At 49.0% G+C, this 13,986-nt stretch carries 10 protein-coding genes, 1 pseudogene and 1 other annotated feature; of the genes and pseudogenes, 4 read left to right on the plus strand and 7 right to left on the minus strand.

Annotated elements, in window-relative coordinates:
• The first annotated feature begins 183 nt into the window (after positions 1-183).
• Positions 184-561 (plus strand): autonomous glycyl radical cofactor GrcA, encoded by a 378-nt coding sequence (gene grcA, locus BZG79_RS04880; protein WP_021022125.1) that lies wholly within the window; start codon positions 184-186, stop codon positions 559-561.
• A gap of 57 nt (positions 562-618) precedes the next feature.
• Here grcA and thrC read toward each other — a convergent pair whose 3' ends face one another.
• From thrC to BZG79_RS04895, 3 genes and pseudogenes are all read right to left on the minus strand, one after another.
• A complete protein-coding gene (gene thrC, locus BZG79_RS04885; protein ID WP_077773850.1) occupies positions 619-1,905 on the minus strand; it encodes a threonine synthase in 1,287 nt (428 codons plus the stop codon).
• Positions 1,902-2,861: a homoserine kinase gene (gene thrB / locus BZG79_RS04890; RefSeq protein ID WP_077773851.1), complete on the minus strand. Its 960-nt coding sequence runs from the start codon at positions 2,859-2,861 to the stop codon at positions 1,902-1,904. The genes thrC and thrB overlap by 4 nt, the downstream gene beginning before the upstream one ends.
• Positions 2,862-2,863: 2 nt before the next feature.
• Positions 2,864-5,217: pseudogene (locus BZG79_RS04895) on the minus strand (bifunctional aspartate kinase/homoserine dehydrogenase I).
• 25 nt (positions 5,218-5,242) lie between these two features.
• Positions 5,243-5,360, minus strand: a sequence feature (Thr leader region).
• 164 nt (positions 5,361-5,524) lie between these two features.
• Between BZG79_RS04895 and aceK the strand changes: the two are divergent.
• Together aceK and BZG79_RS04905 are read left to right on the plus strand one after the other, a co-directional pair.
• Complete coding sequence (gene aceK, locus BZG79_RS04900) at positions 5,525-7,264, plus strand: bifunctional isocitrate dehydrogenase kinase/phosphatase (RefSeq protein ID WP_077773856.1); 1,740 nt, start codon at positions 5,525-5,527, stop codon at positions 7,262-7,264.
• A gap of 108 nt (positions 7,265-7,372) precedes the next feature.
• The gene (locus BZG79_RS04905) at positions 7,373-7,846 is read left to right on the plus strand and encodes a hypothetical protein (RefSeq protein WP_199877557.1); all 474 of its coding nucleotides are present in this window, start codon (positions 7,373-7,375) and stop codon (positions 7,844-7,846) included.
• Position 7,847: 1 nt separating this feature from the next.
• Here the strand turns inward: BZG79_RS04905 and BZG79_RS04910 are convergent, their stop codons facing one another.
• Both BZG79_RS04910 and BZG79_RS04915 read right to left on the minus strand, forming a co-directional pair.
• Positions 7,848-8,330 (minus strand): putative 4-hydroxy-4-methyl-2-oxoglutarate aldolase, encoded by a 483-nt coding sequence (locus BZG79_RS04910; RefSeq protein ID WP_077773853.1) that lies wholly within the window; start codon positions 8,328-8,330, stop codon positions 7,848-7,850.
• A gap of 36 nt (positions 8,331-8,366) precedes the next feature.
• Positions 8,367-8,789, minus strand: coding sequence for a DUF3293 domain-containing protein (locus tag BZG79_RS04915; protein ID WP_077773854.1), 423 nt, complete (start codon positions 8,787-8,789; stop codon positions 8,367-8,369).
• Positions 8,790-9,222: 433 nt separating this feature from the next.
• Between BZG79_RS04915 and arcA the strand changes: the two genes are divergently transcribed.
• The gene (arcA, locus tag BZG79_RS04920; RefSeq protein WP_021022133.1) at positions 9,223-9,942 is read left to right on the plus strand and encodes a two-component system response regulator ArcA; all 720 of its coding nucleotides are present in this window, start codon (positions 9,223-9,225) and stop codon (positions 9,940-9,942) included.
• A 91-nt stretch (positions 9,943-10,033) separates the two neighbouring features.
• On the opposite strand, the gene arcB is transcribed toward arcA, so the two are convergent.
• Positions 10,034-12,406, minus strand: coding sequence for an aerobic respiration two-component sensor histidine kinase ArcB (arcB, locus tag BZG79_RS04925; protein WP_077576417.1), 2,373 nt, complete (start codon positions 12,404-12,406; stop codon positions 10,034-10,036).
• A 9-nt stretch (positions 12,407-12,415) separates the two neighbouring features.
• Positions 12,416-13,986, minus strand: a 1,571-nt coding sequence (locus tag BZG79_RS04930; RefSeq protein WP_206779491.1) for a diguanylate cyclase, incomplete at its 5' end; no start/stop codon positions are given.

Raw genomic sequence — 13,986 nt, forward strand, 5'->3', positions numbered from 1 at the left:
ACTGAAATAAATGAACACTGAAATAAATGAACTTATGTTGATGCAAGATAAATACCCGCCCCCTGAAAATGGTCATAAGTTGACCCAAATCAATATATATACATCGAAAAAGACGTATACATAAGGGCTCAAAATGATGAAATCTTACATCATTAAAGTCACTATCAATAAAGGGGATAGGCCATGATCACCGGCATTCAAGTAACCTCAGCGGCCAATGATGACCTTATTAATTCTATCTGGTTGATCAATAAAGACGCAGACCAAGCTCGTTGTGTTTGTGCAAAGCAGGGCTTTGAAGCAGACCAAGAAGTTGCTTTGTCTTCTTTGGGTGAGTTTGACTATCGCGAAGTCGAAATCGAAACCCAAGCCGTTAACGAAGGCGGCCAGCATCTCAACGTTAATGTACTGAAGCGCGAAACGTTGGAAGATGCCGCCAAGCATCCAGAGAAATATCCGCAACTGACCATTCGCGTATCAGGGTATGCCGTCCGTTTTAACTCGCTAACACCTGAGCAGCAACGTGATGTGATTACTCGCACCTTTACTAGCTCGCTATAAACAAAGGTCGAATACACCCAATAAAAAGCCCGCTACGTAGAGAGCGGGCTTTTTTTATTACGCGTTTGCCAATCGAAGTAAATACGCCCTTAAAGCGGTAAAATCAGCGTCTTGCTCGCTAGATAACAGTGCCATCTGCGCATGCTTGGCTAACGGACCGGGCAAGGGAATATCTTTTTCTAAAATGGCATCAACCGACTCTTTAAACTTCGCCGGATGAGCGGTACATAAAAAGATCCCTTCTTCCCCATCTTCAAGTTGCTGCTCAAGTAACCGGTAAGCAATTGCCCCATGAGGTTCACATAAATAGCCGGCTTGAGCCAACGCGCGTAAGCTCTCTGCCGTTTGTTCATCGTCTGCCCACCCAGAGGCGAGCTCAGCTAACGGCCATTGCTGACGGCGAAACAGCTCTTCAATACGGGGCCAATTATTCGGCTGACTCACATCCATCGCATTTGACAAGGTTGCCACGGTTTGATGCGGTGCCCACTGACCGGATTGCAAATAACGCGGTACCGTGTCATTGGCATTGGTTCCGGCAATAAACCGTTTAATCGGTAACCCCATCGCTTTGGCCAGTAACCCGGCCGTCAGGTTGCCAAAGTTACCACTCGGCACGGCCATGACCAATTGATCGCGTTTGTGCTTGGGTACTTGGGCGACCGCTTCAAAGTAGTAACAGATTTGTGCCATCAAACGGCTGATATTGATCGAATTCGCCGAGTTAAGCCCTATCGTCTGTCGCAGTTCGTTATCATCAAAGGCTTGTTTAACGAGGCTTTGGCAGTCATCAAAGTCGCCATTAATGGCGACGGTATGGATATTGCCGCCGAGGGTACAAAAGAGCTTTTCCTGCAGTGGGCTGATTTTGCCTTTTGGGTATAAGATCACCACATCAATATTGTCGATCCCATAAAAGGCGTGAGCAACCGCGGCCCCTGTATCCCCGGACGTTGCAGTCAAGATAGTGATCTTTTTACCATCAGACACCGCTGCAATTGACTGCGCCATAAAACGGCCGCCGAAGTCTTTAAACGCCAATGTCGGCCCATGAAAAAGCTCGAGTGCATGAATATGTTCGCCCACTTGCTTAAGCGRAGCGTCAAAATTAAACGCTTCGCTGACCAGCTCACGCACATGACTTTTGGGTAACTCCTCGCCAATCAGTGCCGACAAGATCTCGGTACTGCGCTCAACCAATGGCATGGCAAGCAGTGCATCCATGTCATCAAACTGTGGCAAAGCATCGGGAAAGAACAGCCCTTGTCCACGTCCTAACCCTTGCTGAACCGCTTGAGAAAACGAAACGACTTCGCTGTGATCTTTTATGTTGTAAAGCTTCATGCATGACTTCCTATTACTTTTGCGCCTTGTCCATCAATGCGACATACATGAACAAAGCCATCGTTATTTTGTACATACTGCTCGCGCAGCCATTGCGCCAAACGCTCAGCAACCTGTTGATCGTCACAGATACTAAACAGGGTGGGTCCTGAACCGGATATTCCCGTAGCCAATGCCCCACAGTTTGCCGCGTACGCCCGTGCTTCAGCAAAACCAGGGAGTAATTTTTGTCGGTAAGGTTCAGCAATCACATCACATATTAAACTGGCCGCCAGTTTAGGTTGTTGGGTGTGACACGCATGAATAAAACCACCGAGATAACGGCCGTGTGCGATCACATCCTGACGGCGATATTGCGCGGGTAAAATAGTACGGGCCTCTGCCGTCGATACCTTGATACCAGGATAGGCCATGACCCAATACCAGTTTTCAAAGTGCGGCACCGCTTGACTGATCACGCCTTGGCTTTCGAGCATGAGCTGTAACCCACCGAGGTAACAGGGCGCGACATTATCATAATGAAGACTGCCTGAAATCGATGCCTCCATTTCTCCCATTAGCGCCAGCATGGTGGTTTCATCTAACGCATGATCGTGAAAGCGGTTTAACGCATCCAAAGCGGCCACAATCGAACAGGCGCTGGAGCCCAGCCCCGACCCGATCGGCATATTCTTTTCCAATACCATAGCGACAGGTTTGACCGGCTGATTATTCGCCTGCAAGGCTGCGGCGTATGCTAGGTAAGCTTTGTACACAATGTTATCTTGCTCATCCGGCGGTAACTTATCGGTAAAGCGGCCTTGGCAGCGCAATGAAAAAGGCGTTTTTCCCCCATCAGCTACTTCAACCACATCGCCAAGTAAACTGCCGTCGATAGGGCTAACTGCGGCACCCAACACATCAAAGCCAACACTGACATTACCAATCGATGCTGGCGCATAAACACGTACCGCCATGGTTATACTCCCAATTTCCAGCCGAGTGTTCGCATCAGATCCGCAAACACCCCCGCCGCCGTTACGGCAGTCCCTGCGCCGTAACCGCGCAGAACTAACGGAATTGGCTGATAGTAGCGGCTGTAGAATGCCAATGCGTTTTCACCGTCTTTGATTTTATTCATTGGATCATCACTGGCGACAGCTTGAATTTTCACAAAGCACTGGCCGTTCTCAATCCCACCAATATAACGCAATACTTTCCCGTCTTGCGCAGCCTGCTCCGACCATTGCTTAAAATAAGCATCCGCTTCAGGAAGCCGAGCCATAAAGCTGTCGACGTCACCGGATTGATCAAAGCCTGGCGGTAAGGCCGGCTCCACGTTGACGTCATCGAGTTCAAGCTCCATGCCAGCCTCTCGGGCTAAAATAAGAAGCTTGCGCGCCACGTCCATCCCGGACAAGTCATCCCGTGGATCCGGTTCGGTAAAGCCGTTTTCTCGCGCCACGTTGGTAGCTTCACTAAAACTTGCCCCTTCATCTAGTTTGCCAAAGATGTGAGACAGTGAACCGGATAAAATACCGGAAAAGCGTGACAGTTCATCCCCGGCTGCAATCAGGTTTTGCAAGTTTTCGATCACAGGTAAGCCAGCACCCACCGTGGTCTCGTACATAAACTTACGGTGGGTTGCACGCGCCGCCTGACGCAGCTGGTGGTAATACGCAAGGCTACTGGTATTGGCTTTTTTGTTCGGCGTGATCACATGGAACCCCGCCTGTAAAAACGCCGTATATTGGTCAGCGACTTGTTGGCTCGATGTGCAGTCGATCAGCACTGGGTTAATAATGTGATTACGCTGCACTAACTGGATCATGCCGGCCAAACTGAAGTCGGAAAGATGATTGGGTAAATCATCGCGCCAGGTATCCAGATCAATGCCTTGACTGTTCAGCCACATGCCCTTGCTATTGGCCAACCCACACACACGCATCACAATCCCTTGCTGACGAAGCTTGGCCTGCTGACGACGAATTTGCTCGATGAGCTCGCCGCCGACCCCACCGACCCCAACAATGAAGCTTGAGCGATGGCAACAATATTGACATTCACTTCCGCCAGCGAGGTGAAAAAGCGCGATGCGACCCCTTTTGATGTGCGCATACCATCACCCACCAAGGAAACAATTGAAAGATCATCGATAAACTCAACCGGCTCGAGCAAGCCGTCTTTCAACTCGAGCTCAAAGTGGATACTCAGTGCTTTTTCTGCTTTGGTTTTATCTTGGTTTTGAATACAAAAGCTAATGCTGTACTCAGAGGATGATTGAGTGATAAGAACAACCGATACCCCAGCCGACGACATGGCGCCAAACACACGTGATGCCATCCCCACCATCCCTTTCATGCCCGGACCTGACAGGTTCACCATGCTCAAGTCACTTAAGGTTGTGATCCCCTTGATTGGCAGCTTGTCCTCGCCACTATCATCACCAATGAGGGTGCCTGCACCTTGCGGGTTGGCGGTATTTTTGATGAGGCAAGGAATATGGAACCGGGCAATCGGCGCAATGGTTTTAGGGTGGAGAACTTTGGCCCCAAAATAAGACAGCTCCATCGCCTCTTGGTAGCTCAGTGATTTTAGCAAGCGTGCATCAGGCACTAGACGCGGATCACAGTTGTAAACGCCATCAACATCAGTCCAGATCTCACAACATTGGGCGCGCACACACGCAGCCAGCACAGCAGCCGAGTAATCAGAGCCATTTCGCCCTAACGTAACCAGCTCACCGTTTTCATTTCCGGCCATAAAGCCTGGCATCAGCCCGATATGTTGCGCCGGGATCGGAGATTGTTTAAATCGCTGCGATGACGCTTCGATATCCACTTCGGCACTTAAATAACTGCCCGACGCAGCAAAATAATTAACGGGGTCAATATCAAACACGGCATAGCCACGAGCTTCTAAGAGCGCATGCATTGCCGCTACCGATAAACGCTCCCCTTTGCTTACCACGCGCGCATAGGTGCTATCGGGACACAAACCGAGCAGGCTCATGCCGTGCACATATTGACGAAGCTGTCCGAGACTACGGGTTAATTTGTCAAATAGAGGCTGAGTTTCAAGGTTAGGTTGACACTCGGCAAGCCCATGAAAAAGATCGGTAAAAAGGCTTTCTAACTCTTTAAGTGGCAGCTCTGCCTCACCATGTTTGACCGTGTTGTCGACCACTGAGACCAAAATATTGGTGACTTTAGCAGGCGCGGACAAAACCGCAGAGACATCACTTTGTCCTTGATTACTCAGAATAATATCGGCAGCGCGGCTAAATCGTTCGGCATTGGCCAACGATGTACCACCAAATTTTAAAACTCGCATCCTTTTGGGACCTCTCTCTTTAAGATAAAAAAAAGCCCGTACCTGGGATGGTACGGGCTTTTTTTGGAAATTCTGTGCGTATCAGCCCGCACCAACACAAAGTGTGCCAGTAATAATGGTGGTTGTGGTGGTCAAGGTGCTGATCGTTAGTTGCATGTGTGTTGCGTTTATCATTTATTTTGTTGAGTTCCCCTTAGGTGTATCGAATCATGCTGCCAAGGTCAACAAAAAAGTGATGCCGATTGCTTTTTCAGCAAAACTCTGCGAGCTTGAACCGAGGGAAAAACGTTCACGGAAAGGAGCGAAAATGACACAGGACGCCATGGCGCAGCTGGTTGCAAACACCATCTTACAAGGCTCGGATGCCATGTACGGTCGCTTTCTCGATGTGACATCGGGCGCACAAGAACGCTTTGAACAACAAGATTGGCAAAGTGTGCAGCTTGCACTTAAAACGCGTATTCAATTTTATGACCACCATGTTGGCTTAGTCAGCCAACAGCTCCGCGCGATGCTTGGGAAAGAACACGCCACTCGCTCGTTTTTGATGGCGGTAAAAGCGGCCTATATCCGGTTGCTCGATGATTACCCGCGCTACGATATCGCTGAGAGTTTTTTTAACTCTGTCTACTGCCGGATCTTTGAGCATCGGAATATTCGTCGTGACAAATTGTTTGTGCAAAGCGCTCAAGGGGGACGGATTCCTAAGTACCCCACGCCACTACTTCGGCGGTTTCAATCTCAAGCAGGCATTTATGCCACGCTAGAACGAATGCTAGATAGCACACCGTTTACCCTACCTTGGCGAGATAAAACCGGTGATCTTAAGCGAATAACCCAAATCCTGCAGGCGCGCTTTGGCCCCCAGCTCACAATGAGCTTCACCCTTGAGATGGTCCGTCAGCCATTTTTCCGTAATAAAGGCGCGTATCTAATTGGCAGGCTCGATATGGCCAATCAACGCCGACCGCTGGTATTACCGCTCGCGATTTCTGATCACGGTGAGCTCTATATTGATGCCTGCATTACCGACAGTGATGACGTCAGTATCGTATTCGGCTTCGCTCGCTCCTACTTTATGGTTTACGCTCCGGTACCTGCCGCTTTAGTCGACTTTCTCAATCAGCTCATGCCCAATAAAACGCCCGCAGAGCTCTACACCGCCATCGGATGTCAAAAGCATGGTAAGACAGAGTTATACCGTGAGTTTCTTCATCACCTGGAAAACTCAGACGATTTATTTGATATCGCCCCCGGCGTAAAAGGCATGGTGATGTCTGTATTCACCCTCCCCTCATACGGGTTTGTGTTTAAAATCATCAAAGATAAGTTCGCACCGCAAAAACAAATGACCCATGCCCAAGTGCGGGAGAAATACCGGCTGGTCAAAGAGCATGACCGTGTTGGTCGTATGGCCGACACCCAAGAATACCGTCATTTTATTTTCCCTCGCGATCGGTTTAGTGACGCATTAATCGACGAACTGCTCGCGGTGGCGCCGTCTTGCATCACGGTGACCGACAGCGAAGTACGGATTCGCCACCTATACATGGAGCGGCGAATGATCCCACTTAATATCTATTTAGAGCAAGCGGCACCCGAGGCGATTTCCCAGGCGGTACAAGAATATGGCGATGCATTAAAAGAACTGGCCGCCGCCAATATCTTTGCCGGCGATATGCTGTTTAAAARCTTTGGTGTCAGTCGCCACAACCGGGTGATTTTTTATGATTACGATGAAATCGCGTATTTAACCGAGGTTAACTTCCGCCGTATTCCGCCGCCGCGTTACCCTGAAGACGAATTAGCGGCTGAGCCATGGTACAGCGTGGGAGAGAACGATGTATTCCCCGAGGAATTTCGTACCTTTTTACTGGTTAACCGAACGGTGGCAAAAGAGTTTGATCGTCTTCATCCTGAGCTATTTGAGGCGGCCTATTGGCAACAACTGCAACGTCAAGTGAAAGCGGGGCATTTTCACGATGTACGCCCATACAACGATGAAAACCGCCTGAGTCATACACAGATGGCAATAAAACCAGCTTGATCGTCACAGATCATGGGCTACAAAACGTTTTTTTGTCTACACTCACGATAGCGAACAAACAAGAACCCACCGAGCTCAGCGTTAATCAAAAGCTAAGAGGCAAAGGATGTGAGCGTAAAACAACTAGGATGGTTGGCCCTCGCCCTACACGTCGTGGCGACACCCGCGTGGGCTGAAAAACTCACGTGGAACACCGCACCTGAATTGGCGTCAGAGCATTTTTTTATTCAGTCTATTCCCTCGGCGAGCCAAGGCTTTGACAGTTGGACGGTCCAATCAGGCTATCGCTATCCACTACAGAATGTCCCTGTCTACATAGGAACACAGTTAAAAAGCGAGACTGCGCAATCGACCAGCGCGCATGGTTTACTCAGCGGCATTGATTATCATTTTACCGACAAGCTACGTGTGTCGAGCCAGATTAGCCATGACAATGATAACGCCTTAATTGATCAATGGGGCGTCAGCAGTCGCTACCAATTTAGCGACGCTTTTGGCGTCAATGCCGGACTAGATGTTGAGTTTGATRCCGACGCCGCCCCCGAATCTATCTATCAACTCGGGGTAGGGCTAAGTTTTTGATTCACGTGTTTAGCGGCTTGGTGCACACGATCACACCATTTTGGTCTGCATACAGATAATCCCCCACTGTCAGGGTGATCCCCGCAAGCGTAATCGCCACATCAACCTCACCTTGATCGTATTTGTGCGTTTTAATTGGACACACCCCCAGTGCTTTTATGCCCAGCGGYAAGGTGGATAAGGTTGCCGCATCACGCACGGGCCCGGCAATCACAATCCCCGCCCAATGGTTATCGACCGCACTTTGTCCAATTAAGTCGCCTAACAAAGCTCTATCCATGGCACCTGAACCGTCAACGACCAACACCTGCCCATCACCGGGCGACGCCAATAACGCCTTCACTTTCGAGTTATCGCGATAGCAACGCACCGTTCGCACTCGACCTTCAAAGCCACGTTTTGCCCCATAGTCAAACCATTGCATCGGTATCCATTGCACCGCGTCAGGGGGTTGGTCACATAAGTCAGGCAGTTTATCGTCCATGATATCTTTCTCCTTAGTATTAATAGGGTGAGTCGTTTACGTCTTGGCCGCCACCAACAAGGAAGAAAAACGCACGTTAAGTGATTGTGGCGTAAAGTCTGTCATTAAGGCAGGCAACAACCATAATGTATCGTTTTCAACCCAGTAAATCGCGTTTTGCTCCCAAGTTTTCGCCAAGGCCACGGCATCCGATGACGCAATCGCGACCGCAAAACCAGGTTCAAACCAACTTCCATCCGGTGCGCCACCATTCATCGGCCAATAACGGAGACCGGCCTGCGTCATCGCCTTGGCAAGCCGCTCATTACGTAAGTAATTCTCATTGTCAGATAAAGGTTGGCTGCGTGGATTAAATGCGGTAAGAATAGCAAATGCAGCCGCACCGGGCGCTTGAGGGGCATGAAAAGCGATCGATTGGTAAGTTTTCCACAAATCTTGCTGCGTATTTTGATCACACATTATTTACATCCATTGGCTACTAATACTATGCTTAATTWCTAATTATGCGCGATTATTCATGAAGTTAAACGGATAGTTGGTACTAACTGACACGTAACATGCTTTTGATTGGGGTCAATAAAGGATGAAAAAAATCATCAACCTTCATCCTAATATATTGTTAGCGTGCTGTTAAATGAATACAATTGGCGATAATTAATGGATAGCACAGTGATCGGCTTGGCGTTGAATCAAGTCCGCCATGCCCCGTCTCAAGCTGGAACACACGGTGCGTTGTCTAGCATCGACGAACACTTCTCTATGGATGGCGTGCCATATGTTAGTTGCGAGGTTCGCGGTAGACATTCCTCGCATTTTGTAAATTTTTTTCACAGGCTAGTCGGTCTAGACTGTGGAATATAACCGGATTCTATTTAGATATTAGGTATCGCCAATGCAAACCCCGCAAATTCTGATTGTAGAAGACGAACAGGTCACACGTAACACGCTGAAAAGTATCTTTGAAGCCGAAGGTTACAATGTGTTTGAAGCCAGCGATGGCGACGAAATGCATCAAATCCTGTCAAACCACCACGTTCACCTTGTGATCATGGATATCAACCTGCCTGGTAAAAATGGCCTACTCCTGGCGCGTGAACTACGTGAACAAGGGGATATGGCACTGATGTTCCTGACCGGGCGAGATAACGAAGTTGATAAAATCCTTGGGTTGGAGATCGGTGCAGATGATTATATCACCAAACCGTTTAATCCCCGTGAACTGACTATCCGTGCCCGCAACCTGCTCACGCGTGCGTTAAGCAGTGTGAACGGGAGTGAAGAGAAACGTAATGTTGACGTTTATACCTTCAATGGTTGGACGTTAGATATTAACAGCCGTTCACTGATCAATCCTGAGGGAGAAACCTTCAAACTGCCTCGTTCTGAGTTCCGTGCATTGCTTCACTTTTGTGAAAACCCTGGCAAGATCCAGACCCGTGCTGAACTGCTGAAGAAAATGACCGGCCGCGATTTGAAACCGCATGATCGTACGGTTGATGTCACCATTCGCCGGATCCGTAAGCACTTTGAATCGCACAGCGACACACCCGAGATTATTGCCACCATTCACGGTGAAGGCTATCGCTTCTGCGGCGAGATTGAAGAGCAGTAAGTGTCAACGCTAAGCCGATAGTCGGTGAAAACTACCGTTTGTACAGGCAAAAGGCGCCCAATCTAAGGCGCCTTTTTTTGATCTTATCAGGTTAACGGTGAGTGTCGCTTTGCTCATCTAACCAGGCCTTTAATACCGCTAAATCGTGCGGGTAACCCGCTTTTATTTCATCGATCCAATCAGCAATATTTTCCCACCATGCCGGTAAATCAGGCGACTGAGCTTTTTGCGCGACTTTTTGGATATGTTTTAACCCCACCGACCCCGCGGCGCCTTTAATTTTATGGGCTTCTGAAACAATGCCGTCTTGATCGCGTGCGGTCATGTTCGAGTCTAAGATCGCGATATAGTCTGGCATGGTTGCTTCAAACATTTCGATACTTTGGCGTACAGGCTTAATTCCCACCAGCTCGACGTATCCGGTGAGCATGTCCATATCCAATAAGCGCTCAGCTTGCTCATTCGCCACTGGCCGCGCCGCTTGCGTCTGAGGTTCAGATTCAGCAGTCTGCGCGGATACCGCCTCGCCGGCCAAAGCATGATGCGAAATCACGTGATTGAGGGCTGAGACACTAATGGGTTTACTGATAGCATCGTCCATACCTTGCGTTAAGTAGCTATTTTTATCGTTGATCACATTGGCCGTCAGAGCAACCAAGGGCGGTAAATGCGCGTGATGCTGTCGCCATGTCGCGGCGACATCAAACCCGGTCATATCCGGTAACTGAATGTCGAGTAAGACGAGATCAAACGCGCCAGGCACAAAAGCATCAAGCGCGGCTTGCCCGTCGCGAGCAACGGTGACGTCATGACCTAGGCTTTCAAGCAAGCTGGTGGCGACGGTGATATTCAGCTCAATGTCTTCGACAAGCAAAATACGTAACGCATTGTTTATCAGCGCAGGGGAAGGCATCTGTTCTTCATTGGGTTCACTCAGTGGCACACTCACCGTAAGTGTAAACGTACTGCCTTGACCTTCTTCACTGTCGAGGCTGATATCGCCACCCATCAAACGCGCCAGTTTACGCGAAACGGCTAAGCCAATCCCAGTGCCCACGGCATGCAGGTTTTCACCTGCTTGTTTTACCTGATAGTACATTGCAAAGATCTTATCTTGCTCATCCGCAGGGATCCCAATACCACTGTCTTCAACATCAAAACACAGATGAGCAGTATCGTGATCAACCTCAGCACTGACCGTAATAATCACACAACCTTGCTTGGTAAACTTGACCGCATTCCCCACCAGGTTCCAAAGAATTTGCCGTAAACGGGTCGCATCCACTGCAACGTACTCGGGCAAGTCCGTGACCCGCTCGAGTTCAAAACGTAGACCTTTTTGCTCCGCCATCAATGTCGATATATTATCAATCTCGGTCACAAACTCGCGCAGATCGATGCTGGTAGGATGCAATGACAAACGTTTTCGATCGGATTTATCTAAATCGATAATGTCATTAAAAATGTTACCTAGCGTGATGGCACTAACGTAAATGGTGCGTAAGTAATTACGCTGTTTATCGTCTAATTGAGAGTCGAGCAGTATTTGACTGAGCCCCACAATGCCATTCAACGGGGTACGAAGTTCATGACTAATGGTCGAAATAAACGCTGTCTTTTCTCGACTCGCTTTTTCTAGCGCGTCTTGGTAACGCTTACGCTCGGTGATTTCGCGTCCAAAGCCGAGTAATCCTAGATGTCGCCCGTCTCGTGAAAAGAAAGGGACTTTGCGCAACTCAAAATAGGCTTTTCGACCATCTTGATATTCCAGCCATTGTTCATAGGTAATCGAGACATTGGCATCAAAAACTTGCTGGTCCGTTTCAACCACTTTTTCAGCAATATCTTCACGATAAACATCCCAAGGCGTCATGCCCTTTAGGGTTTTCTCATCGTAACCGGTGAGCTCTTCCATTGCGCGATTGCAACCGGAAAACTGGCCCTGGGCATTGCGGTAATAAATTAAATCGGGCGAGGCATCGATAAATGATCGCAGTAACGCGGTTTGCTCAGCCAATTCTAACTGGGCTTTTTCACGCTGATAAACTTCATTTTCCAGATCTTTAATCGCCTGTTGCCGCGCTTCCTCAGCTTTTTCTCTTTCTTCTATCTCTAAGTTGAGCTGCTCAATGTTCTCGGTTAATTGACGGTTTAAACGCATATCGCGCGCGCGCATTTCTTCAAGTTTTGAGACGAGCTTGGATAAACGTTGACGAGACTCTTCCAGTTGATCCACCACCACTGATAAAAAATAGACCGCCCAGGGAGTGATGATCAGACCAAAAAATACAGAACGAATAATGTCGATATTCTGGACCGTGCCTTCAAGCACCAGCGTGATGCCCACTTGCACCACAACCGCCAGCGCTACTAAGGCTAAGGCGAGCAGCATGCTAAAGCGCACAATCCCGAGTTTAACCAGTAAATCGACATAATATTGTGCGAGGACTTTAAGTTGTTTCATAAAGGATGATTAACCGCTAGATTCTAGGTAAGTCGACTCGGCGACCGAGGCGCGTCGAGGGCTTGATCCGTGTGGTGTCGGCATGCCTTTCACTACACTCACTTGATTTCGACCGTTGCGTTTAGCTTGATATAAAGCGCGATCCGCTTGCTGGATTAAATCACCGTAATCACCATCCGCGGTAGGTGTCACACAAGCAACGCCAAGGCTGATAGTAATTTTACCGGTAATCACTGCCTGATGATGGGCAATGTCTGCCGATAGCACCCGCTCGCGTGCAGTCTCGGCAACCTGGATAGCGCCGTTCAGTTCGGTTTGCGGCAATATAATGGCAAACTCTTCGCCGCCATAACGCGCCACCACATCAAGCGGCCGGTGAACGGCTGAGGTCAACGCGTTTGCCACTTTTTGTAACGCCCAGTCACCTTGTTGATGACCATAGTGATCATTGTACAGTTTAAAATGATCGATATCACAGAGGATAAAGGCAAGTGGCGTGCCTTCACGCGCTTGTGAACGCCACAGTTTGCTCAGCTGTTCATCTAAACTACGTCGATTCGCGACTTGGGTGAGGCTGTCGACAAAACTGAGTGCTTGCAAAGCCATAATGGCGTCGGCAAGCTGCTGTTGCGTTTCTTTTCTTTCGGTAATATCCCGTGCCATCAGCAAAATGGCAGGGTCGCCCGTCACCGGATCTTGAATGCGTGATTTTGCCACCTCATACCAGGTTTGCTCGCCTGACTGACCAAGAATGACATCCTCATAAGTCATGGTTTCACCCGTATCCAATACTTGTTGATCACGCTGTCGGTGTTGATCGAAGATATCAGGATCAACCACTTTCTGCGCAGGGGCGTTTTCCAACGCCTCAATCGTCGTGCCTAATGCATCAGCATAAGCTTGGTTGCAAGCCAAGTGATAGTAGTCTTGGTCATAGATCCCAATCGGATCGATACTCGACTTAAAAATCGCACTGAGTAAATGACTGCGTTGCTCTAAGACCTGCTCAACGGATTGGCGCTGTTGCGCTTCTTTTTGTAATCGCTCTTGCATCTGGTGCCAGTTGGTCACATCGTGGCTGATACACAAGGTACCAATGATTGCCTGTTTATCATTTTTAAGTGCGGTGATATTGGTCTCTAATAAACAGCTTTCATCATTATGTTGTGTCGCCCATGTCCGTTCAGTTTGAGGCTGCGTCAGCGGCTGATCCGCTTGCCAAACAATGGCCTCTTGCTCACGGCCTTGCCAAAAACGATCAAATGCCGCATTGGTACCGACCACATTCCCTTCCACATCTTGAAAGCACACCAACTCCTCCAGCGAGTTAATCACGCTCAAGAGTACGCCTTGCTCTTGCTCATGAAGCTGCCAATGGGTGCGCTGATCCGCCGATGATAAGGAGACAACCCATGCTCGCTTTCCTCGACAACGAATCGGTAACCCCGATAACTGCACGTTGACACGCACCCGATTCGCCCCCGGCGCTCGGACTTTCGCATCAACATGAGAAAAAGGTTGCGGCCAAGGCTGTGCCATAATGAATGCCTGAACGGCTTGCTGCTGTCGCGGGGTAGCGG

The organism is Salinivibrio sp. MA427 (assembly GCF_001996115.1).
GTDB classification, from domain to species: Bacteria; Pseudomonadota; Gammaproteobacteria; order Enterobacterales; family Vibrionaceae; genus Salinivibrio; species Salinivibrio costicola.